Genomic DNA, 26,124 nt, shown 5'->3' with positions numbered 1-26,124 from the left:
ACGGGAAAAAGTGGGTTGTGGGCAAACACGAACGCCGCTCAACAATCCAACTGGGGGTTTTGACCAATGGGGAACTATATTACTGCACATGACGGAACGAATATTTTTGTAGAAGATGTCGGGACAGGGGACGCCGTCGTCTTCTTGCACGGCTGGCCAGCGAACAACAACATGTTCGAGTATCAAAAGAATGCGTTGCTCGAAGCAGGCTATCGCTACGTGGGGATTGACTACCGCGGCTACGGCAAGTCGGATGCGCCGGCGACGGGTTATGACTATGCGACGATGGCGTCTGACGTGCACATGGTCGTCAACGGGCTCGGCGTCAAAGACTTCACGCTCGTCGGTTTCTCGATGGGCGGGGCGATTGCCATCCGTTACGCAGTCGACTTCCCGGATGACGGGTTGAAGAAGCTCGTCCTGTCAGGCGCCGCGGCACCGGTATTCACGCAACGTCCGGACTATCCGTACGGGATGACACAAGCCGAGGTCGATGCGTTGATTGAAGACACATTGAACGATCGGCCGAAGATGCTCGAAGGATTCGGTGAGATTTTCTTCGAGAAAGAACATTCGAAGCCGATGCAAAACTGGTTCCATCATCTTTCGCTCGTCGCGTCGAGCCACGGGACAATCGCTTCGGCGAAAGCACTCCGTGATGAGGATCTTCGAGAGGACTTACCGAAAGTCAACGTCGAGACACTCATCATCCATGGCGTACACGACAAGATTTGTCCGTTTGAGTTCGCGCTCGAGATGGAAAAAGGGATCCCGAACTCTCGTATCGAGCGGTTTGAGGAGAGCGGTCACGGTACCGTCCTCGATGAGATGGACAAGTTCAACAAGACGTTGCTTGGATTTATCTAAACATGTGACAAGTCTAGGGATTTCCTAGGCTTGTTTTTTTGTGCCCACCCCAAATACGTTTCTTAGATTTGTGGGGCTAGAATGACGTGTACACGGGTATAGCTAAAATGAAGCATGTTGTTCGAGTTGAGATTGAACGAGTTTGCCGGATGCCGATATATCGGCATAGAGATGTTGTTGTTCGCCACACGGTCAAGGATGGCTATGGAAAAGCCGCTCGGGACCGTGCCTGTTTGTGTGTTCACACGTGATTCGATCAACTCATCTGGAAACGCTTCATAAGAAAAAAGGAATGAGCCTCTTTTTGCTAGAATGAATGATATTGACATGGTCAATTTGTGCTGACTAAACACTAATACATGGTACAATGAAGAGGTGGATTTTTAGATTGAGGAGAGATTGTACATGAATATCGCTTTCTTTTTATATCCGAAAGAAGACGTCAAATATTTAGACCCGGAATCGACAGTGCGGCAAGCGCTCGAGAAGATGAAACATCATCGTTTCACATCGGTGCCGCTCGTCTCTGAAAACGGCTTTTACGCCGGGACGATGACAGAAGGGGATTTACTTTGGGCACTCGCCGAACAGCTTCGCGGGGAAGAAGACTACGAAAAAGTGCTCCGGACACGCCTAAAAGACATTAAGCAACGCGTACGGTATAAGCCGGTCGCCATCACGGCTCAAATCGAGGAGCTCGTCGATGCAATCACAGATCAAAACTTCGTGCCGGTCGTCGATGACGGGAAGTATTTCATCGGCATCATCCGGCGTCGCGACATCATCGAGTATTACTCGACGAAGTTGCAACAGCTCGAGAATAAAGTGAACTAAACTTGAAGGCCAAGTCGCTATGACTTGGCCTTCCTATCGTTCACGTAAAAATGGAAAGGGGAACTGAACATGAATGAAGAAGAAACGTTTGTGATTGAGTCGGTCTCACCAAATGAACGCTACGTCTGTGTATTTGAGGATGATGGGGACACGGGGTACGTTTATTTTTGTCCACTGAATTCTTCAGGGGAGATGGAAGGCGTCGCGGACGCGCTTTGGATTTACGACCAAATCGCACCGCCGATTGAAGCGTGTGAAGAAGTCGGATTTGCCTGGGACGACGATTCATCTAAAGTCGCATTCATCGTGGATGGAGAATGCTGGGGGCTGTTGGACCTGAACACGAAGCGAAAACTCACCGCCCCGCGTGAGCATAACGCCATCGTCTCGCTCCCGATTGAACTGTGGGAAGAAGGCATTCCGGTGTCAGAGGGTGAAGTGTTGCAGTTGAGCGTGGAGAGCTGACGTTCATGAAAAGCTTAGTAAAATATTTGGCCGTTATCGTCTTGGCCACTGCGCTCTTATATGGCTACAATACGTTTGTTCCGAAAAACCTCATGACATTGATCATCGGTCTTCCGATTTATGTCGGAATCATTCTATGGGTCGTGAATCTCTTTGAGAAGAAGCTAGGTATGACGTGAGCATCATCATCCTTATGAATCGGTCGCACAATCTTGTGCGGCCGTTTTTTGTTGCCTCATGTCGGGTACAGTCACAAGAGACAAAGGAGGGGACAACAATGGATGTGTTGACATATCGATTTGAAGACGACGGGTCAATTCCGAACAATCCGGATTTCCCGGTGCTGTTATATCGCGGCGTGTTCGATGAGACGGACGGGATACAGACGACGTTCGAACATAACGGCTGGGGGAATAGCTGGGTCAACGGCGTGTTCGATTACCACCACTACCACAGCAACACGCATGAAGTGCTCGGTGTGAAGTCAGGGCGGGCGACCGTTCAGCTTGGCGGTGCGACCGGGGACCTCGTCTCGATTCAGGCGGGAGACGTCTTGATTTTACCGGCCGGGACCGGCCACCGTCGACTTGAGGCGAGCGACGACTTTGAAATCGTCGGCGCGTATCCGAACGGGCGTGATTATGACAGGTTGACGGGAAAACCGGAAGAACGGCCCGACAGTGTACTGCGCATCGAACGAGTCGATAAACCGGCGACCGATCCTGTCTTTGGGACGACCGGGCCGTTACATGAACAATGGACGAAGGAGGAAACAATATGAATCGCATTCCACACACATTAATTTTGGCAGCATTGAAACAACATGTGGCTGAATTGCCGGACGGGCGTGAGATGAGGGCCCTCGGCCAAGGCACGTGGCGCATGGGAGAAGACGAATCGAAGCGCGAGGCGGAAATCGAGGCGCTTCGGACGGGACTCGACTGCGGGTTGCATGTCATCGATACGGCAGAGATGTACGGAGAAGGGAAATCAGAGTCGCTCGTCGGCGAAGCGATCCAAGACCGACGGGAGGACGTGTTCCTCGTCTCGAAAGTGTATCCGCATAACGCCGGGGGCGACGAGCTCGTCCAGGCGTGTGACGCCACGCTCGAACGGCTCGGTACGGACTATCTCGACTTGTATCTCCTTCATTGGCGTGGGAACATCCCGCTCGAGGAGACGGTCGATGGGCTCGAGCAATTGAAGGCGGACGGAAAAATCCGGGCGTGGGGTGTCTCGAACTTTGACGTCGACGACATGAAAGAGCTGCTCGCCTTACCGAACGGAAAGCATTGTGCGGTCAACCAAGTGCTCTATCATCTCGGCAGCCGCGGCGTCGAATATGACTTGTTGCCGTTCTTACAGGAACACGGCATTCCGATGATGGCTTACGCTCCGCTAGCCGAAGGTAGCGACGTGAAAGAGAAAGTGTTCAATGATGAGACGTTGAACCGGATTGCTGAGGCGTACAATGCGACACCGGCCCAAATCTTACTGACGTGGACGGTGCGGAACGGAAACGTCATCGCCATCCCGAAAGCGGGACAGAAAGCACACGTCGAAGAAAATGGCGCGGCGCTTCTCCTCAACCTGACCGAGGACGACTTTAACGCGCTCGACGAAGCATTCCCACCGCCGAGCGAGAAAAAACCATTAGATGTGATTTGATGCAAAACAGGTGAGTCCCATTCGATGGGGCTCACCTGTTTCATTTGTTCAATTCGCGAGCGGATGCTTCAATAGATAATCTTCAATCTGTCCGACCGTCTGTTTCAACACGCCGTCCTCGAACGGTGACTTTAGACCGGCCAATTCGACGAGCTCGAGGAACGAGCGGCTGCCACCGGCTTGGCAGAGCGTGAGGTAATCGCTCCACGCCGCTTCACGGTCCTCATGCATGCGCACCCAGAATTGGAAGGCGCACACTTGCGCGAGCGTGTAGTCGATATAGTAGAACGGGCTCTGGAAGATGTGTCCTTGTTGGTGCCACCATGCGCCCGACTCAAGATAATCGTTCGTCTCGTAGTCACGGTGCGGGAGATACACTTTCTCGAGGTCGCGCCACGCCTGACGACGCTCTGCGACCGTCATGTCAGGGTTGCGGTAGACGACGTGCTGGAACTCATCGACGAGGACGCCGTACGGCAAGAACGTGATGCTTCCTGCCAAATGGTTGAACTTGTACTTGTCGACTTGGTCGCCGAAGAACAGCTCCATCCACGGCCAGCAGAAGAACTCCATCGACATCGAGTGGATTTCACACGCCTCGTACGTCGGGAACGCGTATTCCGGTGTCGTCAAATGACGGCTCTCGTATACTTGGAAGGCATGCCCGACCTCGTGCGTGAGCACGTCGATATCGCCGGCCGTCCCGTTGAAGTTGGAGAAGATGAACGGCAGACCTTCTGACGGGAGGTACGTGCAGTAGCCGCCGCCGGCCTTGCCTGGTTTCGCCGTCAAATCGAGAGCGCCACGCTGTTGCATGAACTGGAAGAACTCGTCCGTCTCGTTCGAGAGTTCCCGGTACATCGTGTTGCCACCTTCGATGATGAACGTCTCGTCGCCCTGTGGCGTCGCGTTGCCGTCCGGGAAGACGAACGACTCATCATAATACGTGAGCGTATCGACACCGATCCGTTTCGCTTGCTTCTCTTTTAACGTCGTCGCGAGCGGGACGATGACGTCACGCACTTGTTTGCGGAAGTTGTCGACGTTCGACTCGTCATAGCCGACACGTTGCATCCGGGCGTACCCGAGCTCGACGAACGAGGGGAAGCCGAGCGCGTGCGCGATGTCAGTCCGGACGCGGACGAGTTCGCCGTAGATGCGGTCGAGTTCATCCCCGTTGTCGGCGAGATATGTATAACGGGCTTCGGACGCCGCTTTTCGTACCGAACGGTCAGGAGATTGTAAATACGGTCCGAACTGGGACAAGTTGAGCGTCTTGCCATCGAATTCGATTTGGGCCGCCGACATGACTTTCTGATAAGCGGTCGCCAATCGGTTCTCTTCCTGCAGTTTCGGGATGAGCGATTCCTCGAACGTCTTGAGCGCGCGCTCCGCGAGTTCGAACAACTGGCTGCCCCATTCCTGTTCGAGTTGGCTCCGTAAGTCGTGCTCGGTCAAAACGCGATAATATGCTTGGACCTCTTTTTCGTAAACCGGTAACGCATCGTCGAAGAACGTCTGCTCGGCCTCGTAAAACGCATCACGCGTGTCGATCGAGTGGCGAATCGCGACGAGTTGACTTTGCGTCTCAAACGCGTTCCGTTCCTGGTTGATTTGGCGAATCAATTCGTTCGCCTCTTCGAGTGTGCTTGCTTGTTGCAATTCGACTGAATAGTCCGACAATCGGCTGTTCAAAGCGTCCAAGTCGGGCCGTTCATATGACAATTTTGTGAAAGTCGTCATTGTAAGCGCCTCCATCATGTGAAATTTTTATAAAGTGTAAAAAGGGCTTGCAAAAGCGATTGCACACTCGTATTCTTACGATGTGTAAACGAATTCGCACTACCTTATTACAACTATACCGTTTCTAGGGTAGGGATTGAAGAGGAAGCTTTTCGGGTATAAAAGCTAAGACTTTGATTAACAGAACATGTTGGAGGGATTAAGCTATGGGATTCTTTAAAAAACTATTTGGTGGTAAAGAAGAACAACTTAACGCGGTTTCACCGCTTACAGGGAAGGTCATTGACATCACGAACGTTCCTGACCAAGTGTTCTCGCAAAAAATGATGGGTGACGGCATCGCCGTCGAACCAACAGACGGCAAAGTCGTCTCGCCGGTCAACGGTACAATCGCGACAGTCTTCCCGACGAAACACGCGATTGGGATCAATGCAGACAACGGTGCAGAGTACTTGATTCACATCGGTCTCGACACGGTTAACCTTAAAGGTGAAGGCTTCGAAACGCACGTGACAGAAGGACAAGCTGTCAAAGCAGGCGACACGCTCGTCACATTCGACCTCGACTTCATCAAAGCGAACGCGCCGTCGACGATCACACCGGTGATCATCACGAACCACGACAGCTTCGGTGTAAACAAACTCGTTGCTGAAGGTGACACGGTCACAGCCGGTTCTTCTGAAGTCGTCGAGTTGACGAAAAAATAAGTTGAACATTTTACTCGGAGGCATACGCTTCCGAGTATTTTTTTTTGGATTCGGGAACTATACTAAAAAGAGAGGGGGAGAGACACATGGATGGAAAAAACGCACCGTATCGGGGGTATGGGGATCGGATTCGAATTTTACGTGAGCGGGCCGGTATCTCGGTCGAGGCACTCGCCGACCGTATTGGCGTCGCACCGTACTTTATTCGCCGCACCGAACTGAGTGAAGTCTACCCGACGATGCCTTACATAGAGGTGCTCGCCGAGGCGCTTAAGATTGACGCGAACTATTTGGCCCGCCATATTTGGACGGGCGAGTCGCTCAAAGTACTCATGAAAGGGACAGTCCCGGAGCTCGAGCAGATGAAGCTCGCCTACGAAGAGGCGATGCACGGTAAGTCGACCGAGGACATGCAGCGGCAGCTCGAGGCACGCATGCGCATCTTTGACCTGATGCACGAAGAAGAACTTCGTCGCATCTTCGCCGAAGATGAAGAACCGACGTCTCATCATGCGCTCGAGGCGCTCGTCGATGCTGTGCTCGACCTCGGTCGGTCGCACGAACCGACGCATCGGATTGTCCCGTTCGCTCGCTATATCGAGCAACTCGTGCCGGATCAGTTCGTCGACAACTCGTTCCAATACACGGAGTTCGGGATTGTCGATAAATCGTATAAATTGCAGTGAAGGCCGTGGGCGACCACGGTTTTTTGCTATGGATGAAAGGAAGACGATCATGATTGCGATTCAAGCATTGAAGCGACGGTTAGTGAACAACCGGTTGGACGTCCAGTTAGAAGAAGGGTATGTGAACCAATTAACGTTCTCTTTCAATCGTCCAGCTACTGTGACGGAGTTGGAGCGGTTGCCGAAAGAAATGCCGGTAGCGGTCCGTTCCTTATTAGCTGAACATAACGGAATAAAACTGTTCGAGGACCCGGAGTACGGCGGAGGGATTGAGCTATTTTCGGTCGATGAGATTCTTGACTACCGACAACTTTGGGACTGTCCTGTTTCTTTTCTACCGATAGGGGTTGGTCGTGACGGAGAATGGATTGTTTGCGAATACATAAGTGAGACGGACAATCGGGTGTGGGTTGGAGAGTTTTTGAGTTTTGATGAAGAAGACGCTAAATTGAACCGCTTGCCGTTCACCTTTTCACAATGGTTGGATTACGTGATCGTGGCACAAGGAGCCGCGTTCTGGGATTGGTTTCGTGGCTAAAAAAGAACGGCCGCCCAAATGGGTGGCCGTTCTGTCGTTCAACGCGACATGCGCGCGTCGTAACGTACTTTCGGTCGTGTCCCGGCAAGTAGGAAGCCGAGCACGATATTGAGAATCGTGAGCACCCACCCGACGTAACCGAACGTATAGGCGAGGCTTGCGAGCATCGTCTGCCAGTCGAGTAAGGACGCGGCGTCACCACGAACGGTGAAGCGGATTGCGGTGAATCCGATGAGCGTCGTCGCTGTGATCAAGATGCCGATCCACGCGCCGCCGAACCGCGACGTCTCCTGGCGTCGGCTGACCGGATACCAAAAAGCGAGCGTCCCAAGGAACGTGCTTCCCGCGTATGCGAGCAAGATTTGCCACAGCGCATCGGCGTCCAAGAAGACGGTATAACAGATGAACGTCGTGAGCGTCGTCATGAAAGTAAAGATTAAAGCTGCGAGTGATCGTGATCGCATTGTTCGTTTCCTCCTCATTTTGCACATTCTTTAGAGTATACGAAAACGAAAATGCTGTAAACGTTATTGTCGATTCTGTAATATTTGTCGCCATTGTTTAATCGCGTTGTTGCCGTAGAATAGGACCCCACCGCGATAAAATTTCGAGCCGACCCACAAAATCACACCGATTGAGGCGATCATGATGCCGATCGATAACGCGACTTCCCATACCGGCACGTCGACGAGCATGACACGAAGGAACATGAGCATCGGTGTGAAGAACGGGACGTACGACAAGATCGTGACAATCTGCGCTTCCGGGTTGTTCAAGCCGAACATGGCGGCGAGGAACCCGGCGACAAGGAGCATGATGACCGGCATTGTCATCTGTTGCGACTCTTCGACCCGGCTGACGAGCGAACCGAGCACGGCAAACATGGCTGCATAGAGCAAATACCCGAGCGTGAAGAACGTCAACAAGTAGACGACGGCCCGGACGTTGCCGGCGTTATCGATGACCGACTGGGCCATCTCGTTGCTACGGGCGCTGAAGTAACCGAAGCCGAGAAAGATTGCGATTTGGAGCAGGGCGAGCGTTCCGATGGCTGAAATCTTGGCGAGCATGTGCGTCACCGGATGCGTCGTCGAGATGATCAGCTCCATGACGCGTGACGACTTCTCGGTCGTGACCTCGGTCGAGATCATCGAGCCGTACGTGATGATCGAGACATAGAGCAACATGAGCATGACATAGACGAACGCGAACGACGAGAACAGTTCGTCCGAGTTTTCACCGCCACGTCCGAGATACGATTCATCGACCGTCACGGGCTCATTCAATGCCGCGAGGACGCTCGGGTCGATGTTCGACGTCTCAATCAGTTCGGCGTTCCGGATTTCGCGGAGCGCCGTCTGGAGGACCGTCGTGAAGTCCGGTTCCGGCCGTTCCGATAGGACGCGGGCCGAATCGTTTTCGATGAAGGCGACAATCTCATAATCCCCGTTGTCGAGGCCAGTACGCGCTTCCTTCTCGGTGATGGCCGCCGATTCGATGTCTTCATAACCGAGCGACTGCATGAGCGTCGTCAGTTCATTGTTTTCGGTGACGAGGATGGCTTGCGCCTGGTCGGTGTCCTCGAAGTTCGCGAGCAGACGGTCGATATTCGTGAAGCCGAGAATGAACAAGATCGTCAAAATCGTCGAGATGAGGAACGCCTTTGAGCGTAGCTTCGAGCGTAACGTGAACAAATAGAGCGGTCTGAAGTTATGAAACATGTTGGCCGACCTCCTTGATGAAGATGTCGTTTAATGAAACGGGTTGGCGCATGAACGTCTTGACGGCGGCACCATTCGTGACAAGGGCACCAAGGACCGCGTCGCTATCATCGAACGAGTCGAGCCGAACGAAATGGCCGTCTTTATACGGTTCGACCGCCCGGACGACCGGGATAGATTGAAGCACATCAGGCCGGTCCGTTTCGATGAAGAGCACCGGTTCGGCGTAACGTGCTTTGATTGTCGGCACGTCGCCGCTCACAACCGCGCGTCCACCTTTCAAGATGCCGATATGTTGGCACAGCTCTTCGACGTGTTCCATCCGGTGGCTCGAGAAGACGATCGTCGTCCCAGCGTCACGGAGGGCGAGCACTTCACGTTTTAAAATCTCGACGTTGACCGGGTCGAGCCCGCTGAACGGTTCATCAAGGATGAGCAGTTCCGGGTTGTGGAGCAGGGCGGCCACGAGTTGAATCTTCTGTTGGTTCCCTTTGGACAGTTGTTCGACGCGCATCGTCTCATACTGGGGAATCTCGAGCCGTTCGAGCCACGATTTGACGGCCCGTTTCGCCTCGGCCTGGCGCATGCCTTTTAGACTCGCGAGAAAGACGAGCTGGTCCCGGACAGGTGATTTCGGATAAAGGCCCCGTTCTTCCGGCAGATAGCCGACGATGCGGTGATCGACGTTTCGGCCGTCCCATGTAATCGTCCCGGCACTCGGTTTTAAGATGTCGAGGATCATGCGGAACGTCGTCGTCTTGCCGGCCCCGTTCGCCCCGAGCAGGCCAAACATCTCACCTTTCGGGACGTGGAAGCTCAAGTCGTCAACAGCCGTGAACTCGCCGAACTGTTTTGAGACGCGATCGATGTGTAACGTCATATATGTACCTCCTTATAGGTGTCTACTACTAGCGTACGCCATATTGAGCAAAAAGTTTCACATTTCTTCGAAAATGATTTATCTTGAAATCAAGATAATAAAAGGAGGACATGACATGACGAAGCAATCAGCGGGCATCCATCACATTTCGTCGATGGTGAAAGACCCACAGCGTACACTAGACTTTTATGGGAATGTCCTTGGACTCCGGTTCGTTAAACAGACGGTCAACTTCGATGACCCTGGCACCTACCACTTTTACTTTGGGGACGAACAAGGGTCGCCAGGTACGGTCATCACGTTTTTCCCGATTCCAGGAATCGGCAAAGGCAGCGTCGGTAGCGGACAGGTCGGGGTCACGGCATATCTCGTCCCGGAAGGCAGTCTCTTATTTTGGGAGAAACGATTGAACGAACATGGCATCGGCACGGTCGCGACCGAACGGTTCGGTGAGCCGTCGCTACTATTCGAAGACCCGGACGGACTCGTCGTCGAGCTCGTCGCCCGGACGAGTTCGAAACAGACGAATTGGGTCGTACCGGGCGTGACTTCACGCGAAGCGATTTCTGGTTTCGCCGGGGCGACGTTACTGTCGAAAGACCCGGAGGCGACGGTCCGCCTGTTGACGGAACTGTTTGGCTTTGAGACGGTAGGGGAAGATTCAGAATGGATTCGCCTACAAGCTTCGGCCGACTACGGCAACGTCATCGACGTGAAAAAGACCATCCTGCCGAACGGGGTACCCGGTTCGGGGACGGTCCATCATATCGCGTGGCGCATCAGTGACGGAGAGGACTACACGACGTGGCAAGACGCCATCTTCGGACTCGGTCTGCGACCGACCGAAGTAAAAGAGCGTCATTATTTCCGCTCCGTCTACTTCCATGACGGCGGCCGGATTCTCCATGAACTGGCGACCGATGCGCCCGGCTTTTTGATTGATGAGAGTTTGGAGGGCCTCGGCTCGACGCTCAAACTTCCGGCCTGGTTCGAACAGGACCGTGAGGCGATCACTCGCACGTTACCAACCATTACAATCCCGAGAGGAGATATGACATGATTCATCAATTCATTAAAGGCACGACCGAGACGACACTCGTTTTATTGCACGGGACAGGGGGGACGGAGCAGGATTTGATTCCGCTCGCCCGCATCCTTTCTCCTGAGGCGAACATTTTGACGCTCCGAGGGGACGTGCTCGAGAACGGTATGTCCCGCTTCTTCCGCCGTCATGCGGAAGGCGTCCTCGACCTTGAGGACTTGAAGCAGCAGACGGAACGGTTTTTGACGTTCTTGGATGAAGCCGTCAACGAGTACGGCATCGACCGGGACAAGATGATTCCGCTCGGGTATTCGAACGGGGCCAACTTGATTGGCTCGGCGCTCTACCGGAAGCATGCGTTCCACGCATCGCTCTTGTTCCATCCGATGGTCCCGGACCGTTCGCTCACGTTGCCAGATCTCTCAGGCGCGAACGTGTTCATCTCGGCCGGCGAGCGAGACCCGATTTGCCCGAAAACAGAAACAGAAGAGCTCACATCGACGCTACGGAATGCCGGAGCGGACGTTGAACTCTTCTATCATGGAGGCGGACACGAATTGCGTATGGAAGAAGTCGAGGCGGCACAGGTCTGGTTGGCACGATTCCTCGGTTAAGCCATCTTCTTCGGTTTCGATGGTCGCGAGTAGACGACGAGCACACCGCGATCGATCAAATAGGCGGCGAACAGACGTTTCGCCTCTTCAGAACGAACGGTTCGGTCGATTTGGATATACAATCGGCCGAGCTTTTTTTGTGACGTGCGGGTCAATAACCAGATGGAGTCTAGCGTGTACTGCCAGCTGCGGAGTGTATCCGCCCCGATATACATATACCGGTTCGACGTGCGTTCAAGCAGGTAGTTGAGCCACCAGACGTCGCGCGCAAGTTTCATGGCGACGCCGACGAAGAACGAGATGAATACGAATGACAGGGCAGATAGAATCGGATGGATGGCGGCAAATCGCTCCCGGATCGGTTCGAAGGCGACGATGAGCAGTCCGACGGAAAAGGCGCCGGTGAACCACCAAAATCCGAAGTTAGAGAATGAACGTTTTGAGTCATGCACCATATGATGACGGTTACGAATGACGGAAGCCATTCTCTACACCTCCTTTTGTTAGAATATTCTGATTATTTGATAAGACTACTATACTATACTGTACCCACTCTCGTCTATTTGAATTCGTGCTAAACCTGCTGTCGGATGAAGAATTCTTGACGTTTCGGCTTGCAAACGGTAAATCCGGGGAATGATGACAGTGACGTCATCATTTTTTTGTAGAAACGTAATTTCACCAGGTCAAAAAATCGGCTATGATGGATGAGGCAAAAATTGAAGCGAGGGAATTGGATGAAGAAGATGAAAGTAGGCGAATTGCGGGCCGAGCTCAAGCAATTCGACCAAAACGAGTTGATTGAATTAATCGTCGGGTTGTATAAACAACACGCAGACGTGAAGACGACGTTGAACCGTTATTTCAGAGAAGGCTTCGAAGCTGAAGAGATGATTCGGCTCACCAAAGAGATTGTCCGACTAGGGGACAAGGGAACGAATCGTTTTTTGATGAACTTTAACATGTTGCGTGAAGGGGCGGCCATCGTCAAAGAAGCAGAACGTTTCACGGATCCGGTGCTCACGGAACGGGTGCGCATCTTCTATCTCACTTATTTTGGCGGATATGTCGCTGAAGCTGGACAGCTGCTCGAAACGCAGGCTCCTCGCGAACTCGAGGTGTTCTTTACGCAGTTTGAAAAGATTATGCGGTGCGTTCAGGAAAACCCCGGATTGCTGTTGCCACTCGAAGACGAAGTGGGGGAGATGCTCGAGGAGTTTCCGATTGAACGGAAGAAAGAAACGATTGCCTTTTGGAATCGTCAAAAAGAATTGGCTAAACAACAATATTGATTTATAGAACTTGAGGGAATATCATGCGAAATCATTGGTACGATAATATTAAAGGCGTGCTCGTCTTGCTTGTCGTGTTCGGTCACTTGTTGACCGATGTACGCGGCGCTTATGACGACATCTTGCCGAAATGGGTGTATTTGTTCTTATATACGTTCCATATGCCGTTGTTCATTATGTTGAGCGGTTATTTCTTCCGAGAGAACCGTTATTTGCGGGTCATCCAGCTGTTCGTCGTCTACGTCATCTGGCAGATCATTCTTGGCTCATGGTTCGCCTTCACCGAGGGCATCCCGCTCTTGTCGCTCGAGAATCCTGGGCTGAACATCTTGACGCCATATTGGGCGCTCTGGTATTTGATGGCGATCATCATCTGGTACGTCATCACTCCCTATGTGACCCAGTTGAAAGGATACGTGCTGTACGCGCTCTTGTTCGCGCTCTTGTTCGGCTTCCAAGCTGAGTCGACCGGGTTCTTCGCGCTTCGAAAAGTCATCATGTTCTATCCGTTCTTCTTGATCGGGAACTGGATGAGTGAACGGAATACGATGAACTTCTTCGAACTGCCGAAACGGGCCGAACACCGGAACCGGTATCGGATCGGCGGCTTTGCTGTCTTCACGACGCTCACGCTCGGGCTGCTCGCCTCGATGAGTTTCCAGAGCGAAAGTGCGTTCTACCATATCGGCAACTTGTTCAAATTCCGCTTCGCCTACGAGACGGCGGTGCCGGAGGCGATCTGGAGCGGCCCGTTCGCCTTCTTGATCGTCTATACGGTATCCATCCTCATGGCGATCAGTTTCGCACTCATCATTCCTGGTCGCGAGTTGCCCGTATTCACTCGGGCCGGGAAGTACAGCCTCTACATTTATTTGGTGCACGTCTTCCTCGTCGTCGCCTGGAAGGCGTTCGTGCCGGCCGGATTCATGCCGACGTCATGGCTCCAATTGCTCGTCTTGTTCGGCGTCGCCTTCTTGATCGTTCTATTGATCATCAGTCCGCCGGTCGTCAAGCTATTGAAGCCGCTCGTCGAGATTGACGTTCGCCGTGCCCAAGATGTGAAAGATGCAAAACCGTAAACTCTTTTCTAAACGGACGTTTTCCGCTACACTTTATAAAGGGAAGCGAAACTAGAGTTAAGGAAGTGACACCATGCCATACGAAAATGGAATGCATAGCACAGAAGGAGACGTCAACGTCTCACGCCACGTCGTCGAAATGATCGCCGCAGTCGCGGTCAAAGAGACGAAACACGTGTCGTTCACGCAAGAAGATACGAAACTGTCGGAGCGTGCGCTCATGAAGCACGTCAAGGTCGACGAGTCGTCAGAAGGCGTCACGATCAACTTGTCGCTCTACATCGCTTACGGTCAGTCGATCGTCAAGACGGTGACGGCCGTACAGGAACGCATCACGCAAGACATGGACACGATGCTCGCGATGACACCGCTCTCGGTGAACGTGAAAGTTGTCGGGATCCAGTTGTAAGCAGTAGGAGAGGCGCAGGCTTCTCCTACTTTTTTATTTTTTTGCGAAAGCGGTTGCATGATGGTAGCTTTTTCATTTATAATAGAAATCGAACAAGTGCAACCGTTTGCATCAATGACCAATCGTGCAACGGGTACTTGTCAAGTTCCCTTAATGTAGTCTGACGACAGAAACATTAGAAGGAAAGGCGGAAAGCATGTATGTCGACGATTGAAGCAGTCATTTTTGATTTGGACGGTGTCATCACTGACACCGCGGAGTACCATTACCTCGCTTGGAAACAACTTGGAGAAGAGCTCGATATTCCGTTTGACCGCGAGTTCAATGAGACGCTAAAAGGCGTGAGTCGGACGGACTCGCTCGAGCGCATCCTCGCGCTCGGTGGGAGACAAGACGATTTCACACCGGATGAGAAAGCGGAACTCGCACAGAAGAAGAACGAGCATTACGTTGAACTCATTCAACACATCTCTTCAGACGATTTGTTGCCAGGCATCATTTCATTCCTCGATGAAATCAAAGAGGCTGGTCTCAAAATCGGAATGGCATCGGCTTCTAAAAACGCATTCGCGGTCGTAGACGCACTTGGTGTCCGTCATTACTTCGATCACATTGTCGATGCAGCAACTGTCGCCGAATCAAAACCACATCCCGAAGTGTTTTTGAAGGCTGCCTCTGCCCTTGGCGTGAAACCCGAACATGCCATCGGCGTTGAAGACGCAGCCGCAGGCGTGACTGCAATCAAAGCGGCAAACATGTTTGCTGTCGCCGTCGGGGAAGAATCGATGCTTGGTCATGCAGACCTCATCGTCGCTTCGACCGACGAACTCTCGCTCGCACGCATCCTCGAACGCGTCGGCGTGTAAAGACTACGCTCATCTTCCGTGAGATGGCGACTGCCCCGAACAGTCGCCATCTTTTTGTTTTGGGTCAAAAGACTTAAAATAGATAGTAGTGCCTAAAAAAAGATGACAAGTACATTACAAAACCGTTACACTTTTATGTGGGAACAAGTAATAACTGGGAATAATTGATGAAATTGGGTGATGGGGGACATCAATTATGTACAGAGGAGGAGTCGTTCATGGAATCAACGAACGTCAATGAAACTATTTATCGAGAACTGATGGAGATTGAAGAATCATATCGTCAGTTGCAACGCCGCGCGGAATATTTAATATCAGAGCTAAACCGAAATAAACACGTAGAGGACCCTCTCCTCGACCCGGCAAAACGGCTTCGCCCACGTCGTGTCAATCAACGCTATCCGCTCGAAGTCTACGTCCATCAAGTGACAGACCTGTTGAAGGAGCGGAAGACGATGAGCGTGCGGGACATCCAGATGGAACTCGAATTGCGCTATCGGCATCATATTAGCAACATCTATCAATTGATGGTGAAAATCGAGTCAGTCAATCCTGATATTAAAAAAATTGGCCGCGGCTTGTATACATACGAGGCCACGGATGACATGACGACGCACCCGGCCCACGCCTGAATGTGACCCGACGAGACGAGCTTGTCGGGTTTTTTTGGTTGTAACATTTCTGATACGTCTCGCCTCAAGGGAAATATGCTATAATTCGCCAGAGTCTATTTTTTTATGAGAGAGGAACGTTGGCCCATGTTATGGATTGCCATGTTGGTCAGTTTTGTGATGGCCATCTTGATCACGCCGCTCGTTCGCCGATTGGCTTTTCTGATCGGAGCGGTCGATCACCCGAACGCTCGAAAAGTACATTTACGGACGATGCCACGGATTGGCGGCCTCGCCATCTTCATCGCCTTTTTCATTGGTTATGCCTTGTTGCTGCCGACGAGCCGATATAACGATGCCATCTTGATCGGGGCGGTCGTCATCCTCTTGACGGGCCTCATCGATGACCGGTTCCAACTGACGGCCCGCGTCAAGCTAATGGGACAGATGATCGCAACGGTCGTCGTCTTGAACTCTGGTATGCGTATCGAGTTGATCAACCTTCCGTTCGATCAGCAATTGTATCTTGGGTCGTGGAGTATCCCGGTGACGGTGCTTTGGCTGATTGGAATCACGAACGCGATCAACCTGATCGATGGGCTCGATGGTCTCGCCGCAGGTGTCTCGAGCATCGCACTCGGAACGATCGCCTTGCTCGCCATCATCCAAGGGAACGTCTATTTGACGATGATGGCCTTGTTGCTCCTCGCGAGCACGCTCGGTTTTCTCGTCCATAACTTCTATCCAGCGAAGATTTTCATGGGGGACACCGGTGCGCTCTTCCTCGGCTATATGCTCGCCGTGTTCTCGCTGATTGGGTTCAAGAACGTGACGTTGTTCTCGCTCGTCGTGCCGGTCCTCTTGCTCGGACTGCCGATTTCGGACACGATTTTCGCGATTGTCCGCCGGCTCGTCCAAGGGCGTCCGCCGATGTCGCCTGATAAGTCGCATATGCATCACCAGTTGATTGATATGGGCTTCACGACGCGACAAGCTGTGTTGCTCATGTACGGGATGACGTTCTTCTTCGGCATCGCCTCGATTCTGTTCGCGAAGACGACGATGCTCGGTGCGGTCATCACGTTCGTCATCGTGCTCATCGTCATCGAGCTGATCGTCGAATCGACCGAACTAATCCACCCGAACTACAAGCCGATCATTCATACGTCGCGGCGTCTACTTGGCCGGCCGAAGGCATGATCAGACCATAAAAAAACGACCGGGGACACGAGTCCTCGGTCGTTTTTTGTAGTCAGTACGTCGTCGTCTCGCTGAGACCGTCGTCGGTATCCGTCAACCCGTCGTTCGTCTCTGGTGCGGTATCTTCCGCCGTCACCGGCAAGCCGAGTTCGCTCTTCAGGAGCGAGCGTTTCTCGCTCAAGTCAGCCGGATCAAGTTCATAGTAGTACACACCGCCGAGCGTCAAGTCGCCGCCCGCTAGCGTTTCTTGATTGAATGAGCGGAGTGACTTCGTGTACGGCTGGAGCTGTGACGCCTCGGACAAGGACATATTCGTTCGGATGTTATTGCCGACCGCATTCATAATCCGGTTGAGCTTAGTGAACGAATTGATTGTCGTTGCCTCGTTGATGATGGCTTCGAGCACTTGCTGTTGACGTTTCGCGCGTCCGACATCGCCCTCAGGGTCGTCTTTTCGCATACGCGCGTAAGCGAGCGCTTCCTTGCCATCTAGCGTCTGGACGCCTGGTGCAAGTTCGACGTTACCGGTCGCCCGGCCTGAGATTGGGATGAGAACGTCGACCTCGACGCCGCCGACAGCGTCGACGAGATCTTCGATGCCATCAAAGTTGATTGTCGCGTAGTAGTCGATCGGGATGTCGAACAGCTTCTCGACCGTCGCGATCGTCGTGTCGATGCCACCGTACGCATACGCATGGTTGATCTTGTCCTTGAACTCACTGCCCTCCGTGACGATGTCGACGTACGAGTCACGCGGGATGCTGACGAGCGTCACTTGGCGCGATTCCTTGTTGAACGTCGCCACCATGAGCGAGTCGGTCCGTCCTTCTTCGAGCGAGGCGCCGCCATCGACGCCGGCGAGTAGGACGGAGAAGTGATCCTTCGTCAGGTCGACCGTCTCTTCCCGACGGTCTGACTTGTCGCCGCGTGTCAACTCGCTGTTCGTGTTCTCCGCCGTCTCGTTCGCCTTGAAGACGAAGTAGCCGAAGGCCGATCCGCCGACGAGTAGGACGAGGCCGAGTACGAGCAGGACGATTTTCCACACGGGACGTTTCTTGCGGGAGTCTTGTTCCATGTCGTCTCCTCATTTCATTTGTTTCCTTCAGTATACGTGACCTACCGCACAAAATCACGTTCGATGATGCGTTGGTCCTGGGTCTCGAGTCCTCCTTGGCCGTTCGTCAAATCGACGAGCCAGGCCATCGCGGCCTCGGTCTCTTCGACCGGCACCGAGATGTGGAACGTGACGGTGTCGGCGTAGACGATGTCGTCTAAGAGGTACGACGATTGGCGGAGCTCGTTCTCGACCTTGCCGATCCAACCGTAATCGACCGTGAGCGTCAACCGTTGCATCGCGATACGTTCGACGATGCCGACCGCGTCGAGCCCTTCGCTCACCGTGCCGCCGTAAGCGCGAATCAGTCCGCCACCACCGAGCTTGATTCCGCCGAAGTAGCGGGTGACGACGACGACCGTGTCTTTCAATTCGCGTTTTCGAAGCACCTCGAGCATCGGTAGCCCGGCCGTCCCGCTCGGTTCACCGTCATCATTCGCTTTTTGGAACTCGTTCCGTGCACCGATGATATAGGCCGAACAGTTGTGATTGGCGCTCCAATGCGCTTTCTTGATGGCTTGGATGAACGTCTGCGCGTCTTCCTCGGACGTGACCCGTTTGAAGTGGGCGATAAATTTTGACTTTTGAATGACGACCTCGTATTCTCCGTCTTGTTTTATAGTATAATTTTGTTCAGCAGACATTTCTGAAAATTCTCCTTTCTATTTTTGAATATTTTTTTTAAAATTCAAGTAGGCGTCAACGCCTGATGCGGCGAATGGGTAGGAGAGCCTCCGTTTTTTTACTGTAAACGAACGTTCCGCAGTCGATAATAAGAATAGATGAAGACTTACTACCGAATTATTAGGGGATGGCATCGTGAATCATATTACCGATCGTACAGCTTTAGAACATATCATAACAAATATGATTGATACGGTGACGGAAAGTAAAGAGGAGATCGTCCGGATTACCGAGAGTTCGGCCAACGAGTATTCGTTGATTCAAAACGAACTGAAAGAGTTGACGCAAAAGATCGAGTTTTATATCGAGGAGTCGGAACGTCTCGACCTGCTCGTGAAAGCGGCGAAGAACAAACTCGTCCAAGTGAGCAAGAAGTTTCATATACATAGCGAGCAAGAGATCCGGGAGGCGTACGAACGCGCCAACCAAATGCAACTCGAGCGCTTTCTCATCCAAAAAGAAGAGATGGCCGGCCAACAGCGTCGTAACGACCTCGAGCGCCGTCTGCTCGTCCTCGAGGACACGATCGAACGGGCTGACAAACTTGTCAGCCGCGTCTCCGTCGTGCTGAACTTCCTTCGGGACGACCTGCAACAAGAGTACTCCGACATGATGAAGAAGCAAGAGATGGCGATCAGTGTCTTTGAGGCGGCCGAACGTGAACGGCGCCACCTCGCTCGTGAGATGCACGACGGACCGGCGCAATCGCTTGCACATATTTTGATTCGAGCCGATTTGATTGAGAAGACGTTCGATAAGCGTGGGAAAGACGAGGCGTTCGCCGAACTCCACGAACTCAAACGTCTCATCCGCGGTGCGCTCGTCGACGTCCGACGACTCATCTATGATCTTCGTCCGATGTCGCTTGACGACCTCGGCTTCTTGCCGACGCTCGAACGTTACCTTCATCAGACAGAGGAATATACGACCATCAAAACACGGCTCAACTACCGGGGGTCTCGGGCCAGATTGCCTGAGAAGTTGGAAATCAACGTATTCCGGCTTGTCCAAGAAGCCGTCCAAAACGCAATCAAACACTCGAAGACGGCGGAAATCATCGTCAACGTCGAGCAAGCGCATGACGCGATACATATTCATGTACGGGATCATGGTGTCGGCTTCGTGCCGAGTACGATTGGCGAAGAGTCATTCGGGATTGTTGGGATGCGGGAACGGATCGAGTTGGTGAACGGGAGCATGACCATTGATTCGGAAGTCGGCAAAGGGACGGTCGTCCGGATGTCGATTCCGATCACGTAAGACAAGAACAAGGGGGAGTATCCAGATGGAACAATTACAAACGCGCATCGCAATCGTGGATGACCATGAGCTGTTTCGAGAGGGTTTGAAACGGATTTTTGACTTAGAGGATGAATTCACGGTCGTCGCCGAAGGGCGGACCGGCACTGAGGCGATTCGAATCGCAGCCGACCACAAGCCGGAGATTTTGATTCTCGACATCAATATGCCGGAACTGAACGGGATCGAGGCGACGAAGCAATTGTCGGTGCTATCACCGGACACGCGTGTCCTCATCCTGTCGATTCACGACGACGAGTCGTATATCACGCATGCGCTCGAAGCGGGCGCCTCTGGCTTCCTGCTCAAAGAAGTGGCATCGACCGAACTCATCTCGGCCGTCCGTTCGGTCGCAAAAGACGGGGCTTATCTGCATCCGAAAGTGACGACGAACGTCTTGAAAGAGTACCGTCGTTTGCTCCAATTCAAAGGCGAACAAGCTGTTCGCAACGTTGAGAATCGGACCGATGACCCGGTGTACCAATTGTTGTCGCGCCGTGAAGTCGAAGTGTTGCATTTGCTCGCCGAAGGTCGTTCAAACCGCGACATCAGCGACATGCTCTTTATCAGCGAGAAGACGGTCAAAAATCACGTCTCTTCGGTACTCCGCAAAATGGAAGTGAACGACCGGACGCAAGCCGTCGTCGACGCCATTCGCCGTGGATGGGTTGAGATTTGACCTCGATTGAGGCAATGCATCGTTTTTATGCTACAATATGGAATGGAATCCACATTCAATTGGAAAACGAAACGATGTAAAGTGAGGATATAGCATGGGAAACATAGCCATTTTGACCGACAGTACCGCCTATTTGCCGGCCGAATTTTGTGAGCAGCACGACGTCCACGTCGCCCCGCTCAGCGTGATTTTTGACGGGGAGTCGTTCCGCGAAGACGTCGATATCACGACCGAAGCGTTTTATGACCGGATTGAGGCAGGGAACTTGCCGACGACTTCCCAACCGAGCATCGGGGAAACAATCGAAATGATTGAACGGCTTCCGGAAGACGTGACGGACGTCATCGCCATCACACTCTCAAGCGGGATCAGCGGTACGTATCAATCGATGATCGCCCTGAACGGCATGGTCGACATCAACGTCCACGCGTTCGACTCAGAGATTTCGTGCATGCCTCAGTCGTTTCTCGTCGAAGAGGCCATTCACTTGCGTGACGCGGGCGCATCGGCGCAAGAAATTATGGCTCACCTTGAAAAGGTACGCGAGTTGATTCGGGCGTACTTCGTTGTCGATGACCTCGACCACCTCCAACGAGGCGGACGACTTAGCGCGGCGCAGGCGCTGGTCGGATCGTTCCTTCAAATCAAACCGGTGCTTCATTTCCAAGACCGGTTGATCGTCCCGTTCGAAAAGATCCGGACATACAAGAAGGCGGTCCGCCGCATCGAAGAGATGATGGAGCAGTCGATCGAGGGCGATGGTGCAGGTTATTGTATCGGCATCATCCACGCCAACTGCCCGGACCGTCAGGCCGAGGAAATCGCATCGATGAAGCAGAAGTTCCCACAGGCCCATGTCACGGGCGGTCATTTTGGACCGGTCATCGGGACACACCTTGGACCTGGTGCGATCGGTATCACGTGGTATCGTCGCGAGTGGTAAACAAAAGACGGCCATTCGGTCGTCTTTTTCGATAGAGAGGAGTGAGCCTGTGGCCAAATATCGTCAAATCTACGAGCGCCTCGCTGAGCGTATGAAGACCGGTGAGTATGCGGCGGAGTCGAAGCTGCCGTCCGAGACCGAGCTCATGCAAGAGTATGAGGCGAGCCGAGGCACCGTCCGTAAAGCGCTCGACCTGCTCCAAGAGCACGGTTACGTTCGGAAACATCATGGGAAAGGCGTCTTCGTGCTTCAGCGCGATCAAATCGAGTTCCAGTTCAACGGCATCGTCAGCTTCTCCGAAGTATACGCTTCCTTGCTCGGCCGCTCGATTCAGACGTCGGTCGCCTCGTTCGAGGAGATTGAGGCGCCGACTTGGCTCGCCGACCGGATGAACCTTGACCCTGGGACACGGATGTATCGGGTCGAACGGGTCCGGAACTTCGACGGGGAGGATGTGATCTTAGACGTGAACTATTTCGTCAAAGACCTCGTTCCGGGATTAACGAAAGAGATTGCGGCCCGCTCGATCTATGGGTATGTCGAACATGAGCTCGGTCTCCAGATCAGTTACGCCAAACGGAAGATCGCGGCCGAGGACGTGACCGAGCTTGATCGGTTACGTCTTGACCTTCACGATTACGAGTACGTCATCGTCATTACGAACGATACGTTCCTTTACGAAGGAAAACAGTTTGAATATACAGAGTCCCGCCACCGACTCGACAAGTTCCAGTTCAGCGACGTGGCGCGCCGCTAGCACCCCTTCTTCGGAAGGGGTCTTTTTTTCGTTTTGAATCGGGACAAGAGGGAACAAAAATAGTGAACGCCTGTCACAAAATCGCCACGAATAACTTATATAGATAAGTTGTTGACAGAACTTATCTATATAAGTTAAACTTTGTTTGTACTCATAAGTAACCGTTTTCAACAAACGCTTTCAAACAAAGGAGGCCAACAAATATGAAGGCAGATTATCGTCAAATCGCCGCAGATATCCTTGAAGCCATCGGAGGCAAGGATAACGTCGACAAAGCGGCACACTGTGTCACGCGGCTCCGTCTTTCGTTGAAGGACCAGTCGCTCGTCAATGAAGCAAAAGTGAAAGAAGCCGACCTCGTCAAAGGGGCATTCGAAAACTCGGGTGTGTATCAAGTCGTCATCGGTGCAGGGGACGTCGAACGCGTCTACGCCGAGTTTATCAAACTCGCCGGGCTCGAAGCGGCGACGGTCGCCGAGGTCAAATCGGCAGGCGGCAAAAAGATGAACCCGATGCAAAAACTCGTTAAAGTGTTCTCGGACGTGTTCATGCCAATCATCCCGGCCATCATCGTCGCCGGTCTTTTGATGGGGATTAACAACTTGCTCGCGTCGGAAGGGCTGTTCGTTGAGGGTGCGACGCTGATTGAGGCGTACCCGAATCTGCAAGGACTTTGGGACCTCATCAACATGATGGCGAACACGGCGTTCGTCTTCCTCCCGGCGCTCGTCGGTTGGTCGGCGACGAAACGGTTCGGCGGCAGCGAAGTGCTCGGGATTGTCATGGGTCTCTTGCTCGTCCACCCGGATCTCTTGAACGCCTGGGGTTATGGGCAAGCGGCGCTTGAAGGCGACGTCCCGACGTTCAACATTCTCGGTTTGTTCGAAATCGAGAAAGTCGGCTATCAAGGTCAAATCTTGCCGATTTTGGCCGCGGCCTTCATTTTGAGCCATATTGAAATCTTCTTGAAAAAACATGTACCAAACGCGATTCAATTGCTCGTCGTGCCGATCACAACGATCGTCGTCACCGGTTTCCTCGCGCTCGCGATCGTCGGACCGGTCACACGTGGAATCGGGAACGTCATCGCGACGAGCCTCGTCAACGTGTTCGAAGTCGTCCCGGTCGTCGGTGCGCTCTTGTTCGGATTGTTCTACGCACCGCTCGTTGTCACGGGGATGCACCACTTGTTCATCGCGATCGACCTTCAGCTCATCGCGGAAACGGGCGGTACGTTCATCTGGCCGATGCTCGCCTTGTCGAACATCGCTCAAGGTTCGGCTGCGCTTGCCATGTTCTTCGTCTATAAGCACAACGCGAAACAAAAGAGTATGGCGTCGACATCAGCCATCTCGGCTTACTTCGGGATTACCGAGCCGGCCATGTTCGGGGTGAACTTGCCCAACAAGTTCCCATTCTACTCGGCAATGATTGGGTCGGCGATTGCGGCCGTCTTCATCACCTTGAACGATGTCCAAGCGATCGGGATCGGGGTCGGGGGACTACCTGGATTCCTCTCCATCTTCACCGATAAGATTTTGCTCTTCATCGTCGGGATGGTCATCGCGATCGTCGTTCCATTCGTCTTGACGTTCGTCTTGTCGAAACGCTATATGAAGAAAGGCGAAATCGAAGAAAACAAAGTCGCTTAATAAGAAGATCACTGACAAGGGGAGGGACGGAGGTTCTTCCCCTTTTCCTGTACAAATGAAAACTCTTACAAAAGGAGATTACACCTATGACACCATCAAACTGGCGCAAATCTGTCGTTTATCAAATTTATCCGAAAAGCTTCTATAGCCCAGAAGGCAATGCCACCGGCTCCATCAAAGGCGTGACGGCCAAACTCGATTATTTGGCCGAGCTCGGCATCGAATACATTTGGATAACGCCGGTGTACAAGTCACCACAAAATGATAACGGCTACGATGTCAGCGACTATTACGCAATCGACCCATCATATGGGACGATGGACGACCTCGATGAGCTCGTCCGTGAGGCCGAGGCGCGCGGCATCGGCCTCATGATGGACATCGTCGTCAACCATTCGTCGACCGAGCATGAGTGGTTCCAAAAATCGCTCGCCGGCGACGAACGCTATCGCGACTACTACATCTGGCGCGACGAACCGACGAACTGGGAGTCGAAGTTCGGGGGCAACGCCTGGAAGTATGACGAGAAGAGCGGCCAATATTATCTCCACTTGTTCGACGTGACTCAGGCCGACCTCAACTGGGAGAACGAGCAGATGCGCGAGGACGTCTATGAGATGATGCGCTTCTGGCGCGACAAGGGCATCAAAGGGTTCCGCCTTGACGTCATCAACTTGATCTCGAAACAGCAAGACTTCCCGGAGGACGACTCGGACGGCCGCAAGTTCTACACGGATGGACCGCGCATCCATGAATACTTGAAAGAGATGAACCGTGAGGTGTTCGACGGCCACGATGTCATCACGGTTGGCGAGATGTCGTCGACGACGCTCGACCACTGCGTCCGTTACTCGAGCCCGGACGAGCGCGAGCTCAGCATGACGTTCAGCTTCCATCACTTGAAAGTCGACTACCCGAACGGCGAGAAGTTCGTCGCCGCCCCGTTCGACTTCGTGCAACTGAAAGACATCATGTCGACGTGGCAGGAAGGGATGCACGGCAAAGGCTGGAACGCCATCTTCTGGTGCAACCACGACCAGCCGCGCGTCGTCAGCCGCTTCGGCAACGACACCGACCACCGCGTCGAGAGCGCGAAGATGCTCGCGACCGTGCTCCATGGCCTCCAAGGGACGCCATACATTTATCAGGGCGAGGAGATTGGGATGACGAACCCGGGCTTCGACTCGCTCGACGAGTATCGTGACATCGAGACGCTCAACGCCTATAACTTGAAGCGTGAACAGGGTGTGTCGCATGAGGACATGATGGCCGCCATCAAACAGAAGTCGCGCGACAACTCGCGGACACCGATGCAGTGGGACGCGACGCCGCACGCCGGCTTCACGAGCGGGACCCCGTGGATCAACGTGGCATCCAACTATCTTGACGTGAACGTCGAGACGGCGCTCGACGACCCGAACTCGGTGTTCTACCACTACAAGAACTTGATCTCGCTCCGGAAAGAGCTCGACGTCTTGACGGACGGGGACTACACGCTACTCACACCGGACGCACTCGACGTCTGGGCGTACACGCGGAAGACGGCAGACGAGGAAGTGCTCGTCATCGCGAACTTCTACGGACCGGAGACGACGTATGAGATCCCAGCAGGTTTCACACAGGCCGAGGTCGTCAGCCACAATTATGACGTGCCGCAGCTCGACGGGACGACGCTGTCGCTCCGGGCGTACGAGGCGATCATGTTCTACAAACAACATTGAGTGTCAGGAGGCGTTCCATGCGGGCGCCTCCTTTTAGTTGCCGAATGAGGGAC

The 26,124-nt window shown here is 53.1% G+C and carries 30 protein-coding genes; 23 read left to right on the top strand and 7 right to left on the bottom strand.

What is annotated here, in order from left to right:
* Positions 1 to 66 precede the first annotated feature (66 nt).
* The 6 genes from EVJ34_RS07490 (at position 67) to EVJ34_RS07470 (ending at position 3,834) form a co-directional block, all read left to right on the top strand.
* The gene (locus EVJ34_RS07490) at positions 67 to 867 is read left to right on the top strand and encodes an alpha/beta fold hydrolase (protein WP_131435413.1); all 801 of its coding nucleotides are present in this window, start codon (positions 67 to 69) and stop codon (positions 865 to 867) included.
* Between the two features lie 405 nt (positions 868 to 1,272).
* Complete coding sequence (locus tag EVJ34_RS07485; protein ID WP_021066516.1) at positions 1,273 to 1,701, top strand: CBS domain-containing protein; 429 nt, start codon at positions 1,273 to 1,275, stop codon at positions 1,699 to 1,701.
* A gap of 69 nt (positions 1,702 to 1,770) precedes the next feature.
* Positions 1,771 to 2,166, top strand: a complete 396-nt coding sequence (locus EVJ34_RS07480; RefSeq protein ID WP_131435412.1) for a DUF2251 domain-containing protein — start codon at positions 1,771 to 1,773, stop codon at positions 2,164 to 2,166.
* A 5-nt stretch (positions 2,167 to 2,171) separates the two neighbouring features.
* Positions 2,172 to 2,345, top strand: a complete 174-nt coding sequence (locus tag EVJ34_RS15705) for a hypothetical protein (protein ID WP_161568889.1) — start codon at positions 2,172 to 2,174, stop codon at positions 2,343 to 2,345.
* A gap of 98 nt (positions 2,346 to 2,443) precedes the next feature.
* Positions 2,444 to 2,947 (top strand): cupin domain-containing protein, encoded by a 504-nt coding sequence (locus EVJ34_RS07475; RefSeq protein WP_131485127.1) that lies wholly within the window; start codon positions 2,444 to 2,446, stop codon positions 2,945 to 2,947.
* Entirely contained in the window at positions 2,944 to 3,834 is an 891-nt protein-coding gene (locus tag EVJ34_RS07470) for an aldo/keto reductase (RefSeq protein WP_131485126.1), read from the top strand. The genes EVJ34_RS07475 and EVJ34_RS07470 overlap by 4 nt, the downstream gene beginning before the upstream one ends.
* Positions 3,835 to 3,882: 48 nt before the next feature.
* Here the strand turns inward: EVJ34_RS07470 and EVJ34_RS07465 are convergent, their stop codons facing one another.
* Entirely contained in the window at positions 3,883 to 5,577 is a 1,695-nt protein-coding gene (locus EVJ34_RS07465) for a M3 family oligoendopeptidase (protein WP_131485125.1), read from the bottom strand.
* 206 nt (positions 5,578 to 5,783) lie between these two features.
* Here EVJ34_RS07465 and EVJ34_RS07460 point away from each other — a divergent pair, with 206 nt between their 5' ends.
* From EVJ34_RS07460 to EVJ34_RS07450, 3 genes are all read left to right on the top strand, one after another.
* Positions 5,784 to 6,284 carry a PTS sugar transporter subunit IIA gene (locus EVJ34_RS07460; protein ID WP_029594982.1) on the top strand — a complete coding sequence of 167 codons (501 nt, stop codon included), beginning with the start codon at positions 5,784 to 5,786 and terminating at the stop codon, positions 6,282 to 6,284.
* Positions 6,285 to 6,370: 86 nt separating this feature from the next.
* Positions 6,371 to 6,970 carry a helix-turn-helix domain-containing protein gene (locus EVJ34_RS07455; RefSeq protein WP_131435403.1) on the top strand — a complete coding sequence of 200 codons (600 nt, stop codon included), beginning with the start codon at positions 6,371 to 6,373 and terminating at the stop codon, positions 6,968 to 6,970.
* Positions 6,971 to 7,019: 49 nt separating this feature from the next.
* The gene (locus EVJ34_RS07450) at positions 7,020 to 7,508 is read left to right on the top strand and encodes an SMI1/KNR4 family protein (RefSeq protein ID WP_131435401.1); all 489 of its coding nucleotides are present in this window, start codon (positions 7,020 to 7,022) and stop codon (positions 7,506 to 7,508) included.
* Between the two features lie 38 nt (positions 7,509 to 7,546).
* On the opposite strand, the gene EVJ34_RS07445 is transcribed toward EVJ34_RS07450, so the two are convergent.
* The 3 genes from EVJ34_RS07445 to EVJ34_RS07435 all read right to left on the bottom strand — a co-directional run bounded on the left by EVJ34_RS07445 (position 7,547) and on the right by EVJ34_RS07435 (position 10,109).
* A complete protein-coding gene (locus EVJ34_RS07445; protein ID WP_131435399.1) occupies positions 7,547 to 7,972 on the bottom strand; it encodes a hypothetical protein in 426 nt (141 codons plus the stop codon).
* 63 nt (positions 7,973 to 8,035) lie between these two features.
* Positions 8,036 to 9,229, bottom strand: a complete 1,194-nt coding sequence (locus EVJ34_RS07440) for an ABC transporter permease (RefSeq protein ID WP_131485124.1) — start codon at positions 9,227 to 9,229, stop codon at positions 8,036 to 8,038.
* Complete coding sequence (locus EVJ34_RS07435; protein WP_131485123.1) at positions 9,219 to 10,109, bottom strand: ABC transporter ATP-binding protein; 891 nt, start codon at positions 10,107 to 10,109, stop codon at positions 9,219 to 9,221. Before EVJ34_RS07435 ends, EVJ34_RS07440 begins: the two co-directional genes overlap by 11 nt.
* Before the next feature lie 115 nt (positions 10,110 to 10,224).
* Here EVJ34_RS07435 and EVJ34_RS07430 point away from each other — a divergent pair, with 115 nt between their 5' ends.
* Together EVJ34_RS07430 and EVJ34_RS07425 are read left to right on the top strand one after the other, a co-directional pair.
* A complete protein-coding gene (locus EVJ34_RS07430; RefSeq protein WP_131485122.1) occupies positions 10,225 to 11,169 on the top strand; it encodes a VOC family protein in 945 nt (314 codons plus the stop codon).
* A complete protein-coding gene (locus EVJ34_RS07425) occupies positions 11,166 to 11,765 on the top strand; it encodes an alpha/beta hydrolase (protein ID WP_131485121.1) in 600 nt (199 codons plus the stop codon). The genes EVJ34_RS07430 and EVJ34_RS07425 overlap by 4 nt, the downstream gene beginning before the upstream one ends.
* On the opposite strand, the gene EVJ34_RS07420 is transcribed toward EVJ34_RS07425, so the two are convergent.
* Positions 11,762 to 12,250 (bottom strand): hypothetical protein, encoded by a 489-nt coding sequence (locus tag EVJ34_RS07420; RefSeq protein ID WP_131485120.1) that lies wholly within the window; start codon positions 12,248 to 12,250, stop codon positions 11,762 to 11,764. The genes EVJ34_RS07425 and EVJ34_RS07420 overlap by 4 nt on opposite strands.
* A gap of 252 nt (positions 12,251 to 12,502) precedes the next feature.
* On the opposite strand from EVJ34_RS07420, the gene EVJ34_RS07415 reads away from it, so the two are divergent.
* The 6 genes from EVJ34_RS07415 to EVJ34_RS07390 all read left to right on the top strand — a co-directional run bounded on the left by EVJ34_RS07415 (position 12,503) and on the right by EVJ34_RS07390 (position 17,222).
* Positions 12,503 to 13,057: a hypothetical protein gene (locus EVJ34_RS07415; RefSeq protein ID WP_131485119.1), complete on the top strand. Its 555-nt coding sequence runs from the start codon at positions 12,503 to 12,505 to the stop codon at positions 13,055 to 13,057.
* A gap of 23 nt (positions 13,058 to 13,080) precedes the next feature.
* Positions 13,081 to 14,136: an acyltransferase family protein gene (locus EVJ34_RS07410; protein ID WP_131485118.1), complete on the top strand. Its 1,056-nt coding sequence runs from the start codon at positions 13,081 to 13,083 to the stop codon at positions 14,134 to 14,136.
* 73 nt (positions 14,137 to 14,209) lie between these two features.
* Positions 14,210 to 14,545: an Asp23/Gls24 family envelope stress response protein gene (locus tag EVJ34_RS07405; protein WP_034778659.1), complete on the top strand. Its 336-nt coding sequence runs from the start codon at positions 14,210 to 14,212 to the stop codon at positions 14,543 to 14,545.
* Positions 14,546 to 14,745: 200 nt separating this feature from the next.
* Positions 14,746 to 15,411, top strand: a complete 666-nt coding sequence (gene pgmB, locus EVJ34_RS07400) for a beta-phosphoglucomutase (RefSeq protein WP_034778656.1) — start codon at positions 14,746 to 14,748, stop codon at positions 15,409 to 15,411.
* A gap of 218 nt (positions 15,412 to 15,629) precedes the next feature.
* Positions 15,630 to 16,043, top strand: a complete 414-nt coding sequence (locus EVJ34_RS07395) for a Rok-like winged helix domain-containing protein (RefSeq protein ID WP_131435382.1) — start codon at positions 15,630 to 15,632, stop codon at positions 16,041 to 16,043.
* Positions 16,044 to 16,169: 126 nt separating this feature from the next.
* On the top strand, positions 16,170 to 17,222 hold the full coding sequence (locus EVJ34_RS07390; RefSeq protein ID WP_131485117.1) for a glycosyltransferase family 4 protein: 1,053 nt from the start codon (positions 16,170 to 16,172) through the stop codon (positions 17,220 to 17,222).
* 52 nt (positions 17,223 to 17,274) lie between these two features.
* Here the strand turns inward: EVJ34_RS07390 and EVJ34_RS07385 are convergent, their stop codons facing one another.
* Both EVJ34_RS07385 and EVJ34_RS07380 read right to left on the bottom strand, forming a co-directional pair.
* The gene (locus tag EVJ34_RS07385; RefSeq protein WP_131485116.1) at positions 17,275 to 18,297 is read right to left on the bottom strand and encodes an LCP family protein; all 1,023 of its coding nucleotides are present in this window, start codon (positions 18,295 to 18,297) and stop codon (positions 17,275 to 17,277) included.
* A gap of 41 nt (positions 18,298 to 18,338) precedes the next feature.
* On the bottom strand, positions 18,339 to 18,980 hold the full coding sequence (locus tag EVJ34_RS07380; protein WP_131485115.1) for a YigZ family protein: 642 nt from the start codon (positions 18,978 to 18,980) through the stop codon (positions 18,339 to 18,341).
* Between the two features lie 175 nt (positions 18,981 to 19,155).
* Between EVJ34_RS07380 and EVJ34_RS07375 the strand changes: the two genes are divergently transcribed.
* From EVJ34_RS07375 to treC, 6 genes are all read left to right on the top strand, one after another.
* Positions 19,156 to 20,280 carry a sensor histidine kinase gene (locus EVJ34_RS07375; protein ID WP_200881489.1) on the top strand — a complete coding sequence of 375 codons (1,125 nt, stop codon included), beginning with the start codon at positions 19,156 to 19,158 and terminating at the stop codon, positions 20,278 to 20,280.
* Between the two features lie 25 nt (positions 20,281 to 20,305).
* The gene (locus EVJ34_RS07370) at positions 20,306 to 20,998 is read left to right on the top strand and encodes a response regulator transcription factor (protein ID WP_131435375.1); all 693 of its coding nucleotides are present in this window, start codon (positions 20,306 to 20,308) and stop codon (positions 20,996 to 20,998) included.
* A gap of 94 nt (positions 20,999 to 21,092) precedes the next feature.
* The gene (locus EVJ34_RS07365; RefSeq protein WP_131485114.1) at positions 21,093 to 21,941 is read left to right on the top strand and encodes a DegV family protein; all 849 of its coding nucleotides are present in this window, start codon (positions 21,093 to 21,095) and stop codon (positions 21,939 to 21,941) included.
* Between the two features lie 91 nt (positions 21,942 to 22,032).
* Positions 22,033 to 22,698, top strand: a complete 666-nt coding sequence (treR, locus tag EVJ34_RS07360; protein ID WP_236636674.1) for a trehalose operon repressor — start codon at positions 22,033 to 22,035, stop codon at positions 22,696 to 22,698.
* A 203-nt stretch (positions 22,699 to 22,901) separates the two neighbouring features.
* On the top strand, positions 22,902 to 24,350 hold the full coding sequence (gene treP / locus EVJ34_RS07355; protein ID WP_131435369.1) for a PTS system trehalose-specific EIIBC component: 1,449 nt from the start codon (positions 22,902 to 22,904) through the stop codon (positions 24,348 to 24,350).
* Positions 24,351 to 24,436: 86 nt separating this feature from the next.
* Positions 24,437 to 26,071, top strand: a complete 1,635-nt coding sequence (treC, locus tag EVJ34_RS07350; RefSeq protein ID WP_131485112.1) for an alpha,alpha-phosphotrehalase — start codon at positions 24,437 to 24,439, stop codon at positions 26,069 to 26,071.
* Positions 26,072 to 26,124 lie beyond the last annotated feature (53 nt).

This window comes from Exiguobacterium sp. SL-9, assembly GCF_004336985.1.
In the GTDB taxonomy this organism is placed as follows: Bacteria; Bacillota; Bacilli; order Exiguobacteriales; family Exiguobacteriaceae; genus Exiguobacterium.
This window is presented reverse-complemented; position numbering and strand designations above follow the sequence as displayed.

Coding starts and splice junctions, on each gene's coding strand:
- EVJ34_RS07490 (WP_131435413.1), top strand. CDS start 67: ATGGGGAACTATATTACTGCACATGACGGAACGAATATTTTTGTAGAA.
- EVJ34_RS07485 (WP_021066516.1), top strand. CDS start 1,273: ATGAATATCGCTTTCTTTTTATATCCGAAAGAAGACGTCAAATATTTA.
- EVJ34_RS07480 (WP_131435412.1), top strand. CDS start 1,771: ATGAATGAAGAAGAAACGTTTGTGATTGAGTCGGTCTCACCAAATGAA.
- EVJ34_RS15705 (WP_161568889.1), top strand. CDS start 2,172: ATGAAAAGCTTAGTAAAATATTTGGCCGTTATCGTCTTGGCCACTGCG.
- EVJ34_RS07475 (WP_131485127.1), top strand. CDS start 2,444: ATGGATGTGTTGACATATCGATTTGAAGACGACGGGTCAATTCCGAAC.
- EVJ34_RS07470 (WP_131485126.1), top strand. CDS start 2,944: ATGAATCGCATTCCACACACATTAATTTTGGCAGCATTGAAACAACAT.
- EVJ34_RS07465 (WP_131485125.1), bottom strand. CDS start 5,577: ATGACGACTTTCACAAAATTGTCATATGAACGGCCCGACTTGGACGCT.
- EVJ34_RS07460 (WP_029594982.1), top strand. CDS start 5,784: ATGGGATTCTTTAAAAAACTATTTGGTGGTAAAGAAGAACAACTTAAC.
- EVJ34_RS07455 (WP_131435403.1), top strand. CDS start 6,371: ATGGATGGAAAAAACGCACCGTATCGGGGGTATGGGGATCGGATTCGA.
- EVJ34_RS07450 (WP_131435401.1), top strand. CDS start 7,020: ATGATTGCGATTCAAGCATTGAAGCGACGGTTAGTGAACAACCGGTTG.
- EVJ34_RS07445 (WP_131435399.1), bottom strand. CDS start 7,972: ATGCGATCACGATCACTCGCAGCTTTAATCTTTACTTTCATGACGACG.
- EVJ34_RS07440 (WP_131485124.1), bottom strand. CDS start 9,229: ATGTTTCATAACTTCAGACCGCTCTATTTGTTCACGTTACGCTCGAAG.
- EVJ34_RS07435 (WP_131485123.1), bottom strand. CDS start 10,109: ATGACGTTACACATCGATCGCGTCTCAAAACAGTTCGGCGAGTTCACG.
- EVJ34_RS07430 (WP_131485122.1), top strand. CDS start 10,225: ATGACGAAGCAATCAGCGGGCATCCATCACATTTCGTCGATGGTGAAA.
- EVJ34_RS07425 (WP_131485121.1), top strand. CDS start 11,166: ATGATTCATCAATTCATTAAAGGCACGACCGAGACGACACTCGTTTTA.
- EVJ34_RS07420 (WP_131485120.1), bottom strand. CDS start 12,250: ATGGCTTCCGTCATTCGTAACCGTCATCATATGGTGCATGACTCAAAA.
- EVJ34_RS07415 (WP_131485119.1), top strand. CDS start 12,503: ATGAAGAAGATGAAAGTAGGCGAATTGCGGGCCGAGCTCAAGCAATTC.
- EVJ34_RS07410 (WP_131485118.1), top strand. CDS start 13,081: ATGCGAAATCATTGGTACGATAATATTAAAGGCGTGCTCGTCTTGCTT.
- EVJ34_RS07405 (WP_034778659.1), top strand. CDS start 14,210: ATGCCATACGAAAATGGAATGCATAGCACAGAAGGAGACGTCAACGTC.
- pgmB (WP_034778656.1), top strand. CDS start 14,746: ATGTCGACGATTGAAGCAGTCATTTTTGATTTGGACGGTGTCATCACT.
- EVJ34_RS07395 (WP_131435382.1), top strand. CDS start 15,630: ATGGAATCAACGAACGTCAATGAAACTATTTATCGAGAACTGATGGAG.
- EVJ34_RS07390 (WP_131485117.1), top strand. CDS start 16,170: ATGTTATGGATTGCCATGTTGGTCAGTTTTGTGATGGCCATCTTGATC.
- EVJ34_RS07385 (WP_131485116.1), bottom strand. CDS start 18,297: ATGGAACAAGACTCCCGCAAGAAACGTCCCGTGTGGAAAATCGTCCTG.
- EVJ34_RS07380 (WP_131485115.1), bottom strand. CDS start 18,980: ATGTCTGCTGAACAAAATTATACTATAAAACAAGACGGAGAATACGAG.
- EVJ34_RS07370 (WP_131435375.1), top strand. CDS start 20,306: ATGGAACAATTACAAACGCGCATCGCAATCGTGGATGACCATGAGCTG.
- EVJ34_RS07365 (WP_131485114.1), top strand. CDS start 21,093: ATGGGAAACATAGCCATTTTGACCGACAGTACCGCCTATTTGCCGGCC.
- treR (WP_236636674.1), top strand. CDS start 22,033: ATGAAGACCGGTGAGTATGCGGCGGAGTCGAAGCTGCCGTCCGAGACC.
- treP (WP_131435369.1), top strand. CDS start 22,902: ATGAAGGCAGATTATCGTCAAATCGCCGCAGATATCCTTGAAGCCATC.
- treC (WP_131485112.1), top strand. CDS start 24,437: ATGACACCATCAAACTGGCGCAAATCTGTCGTTTATCAAATTTATCCG.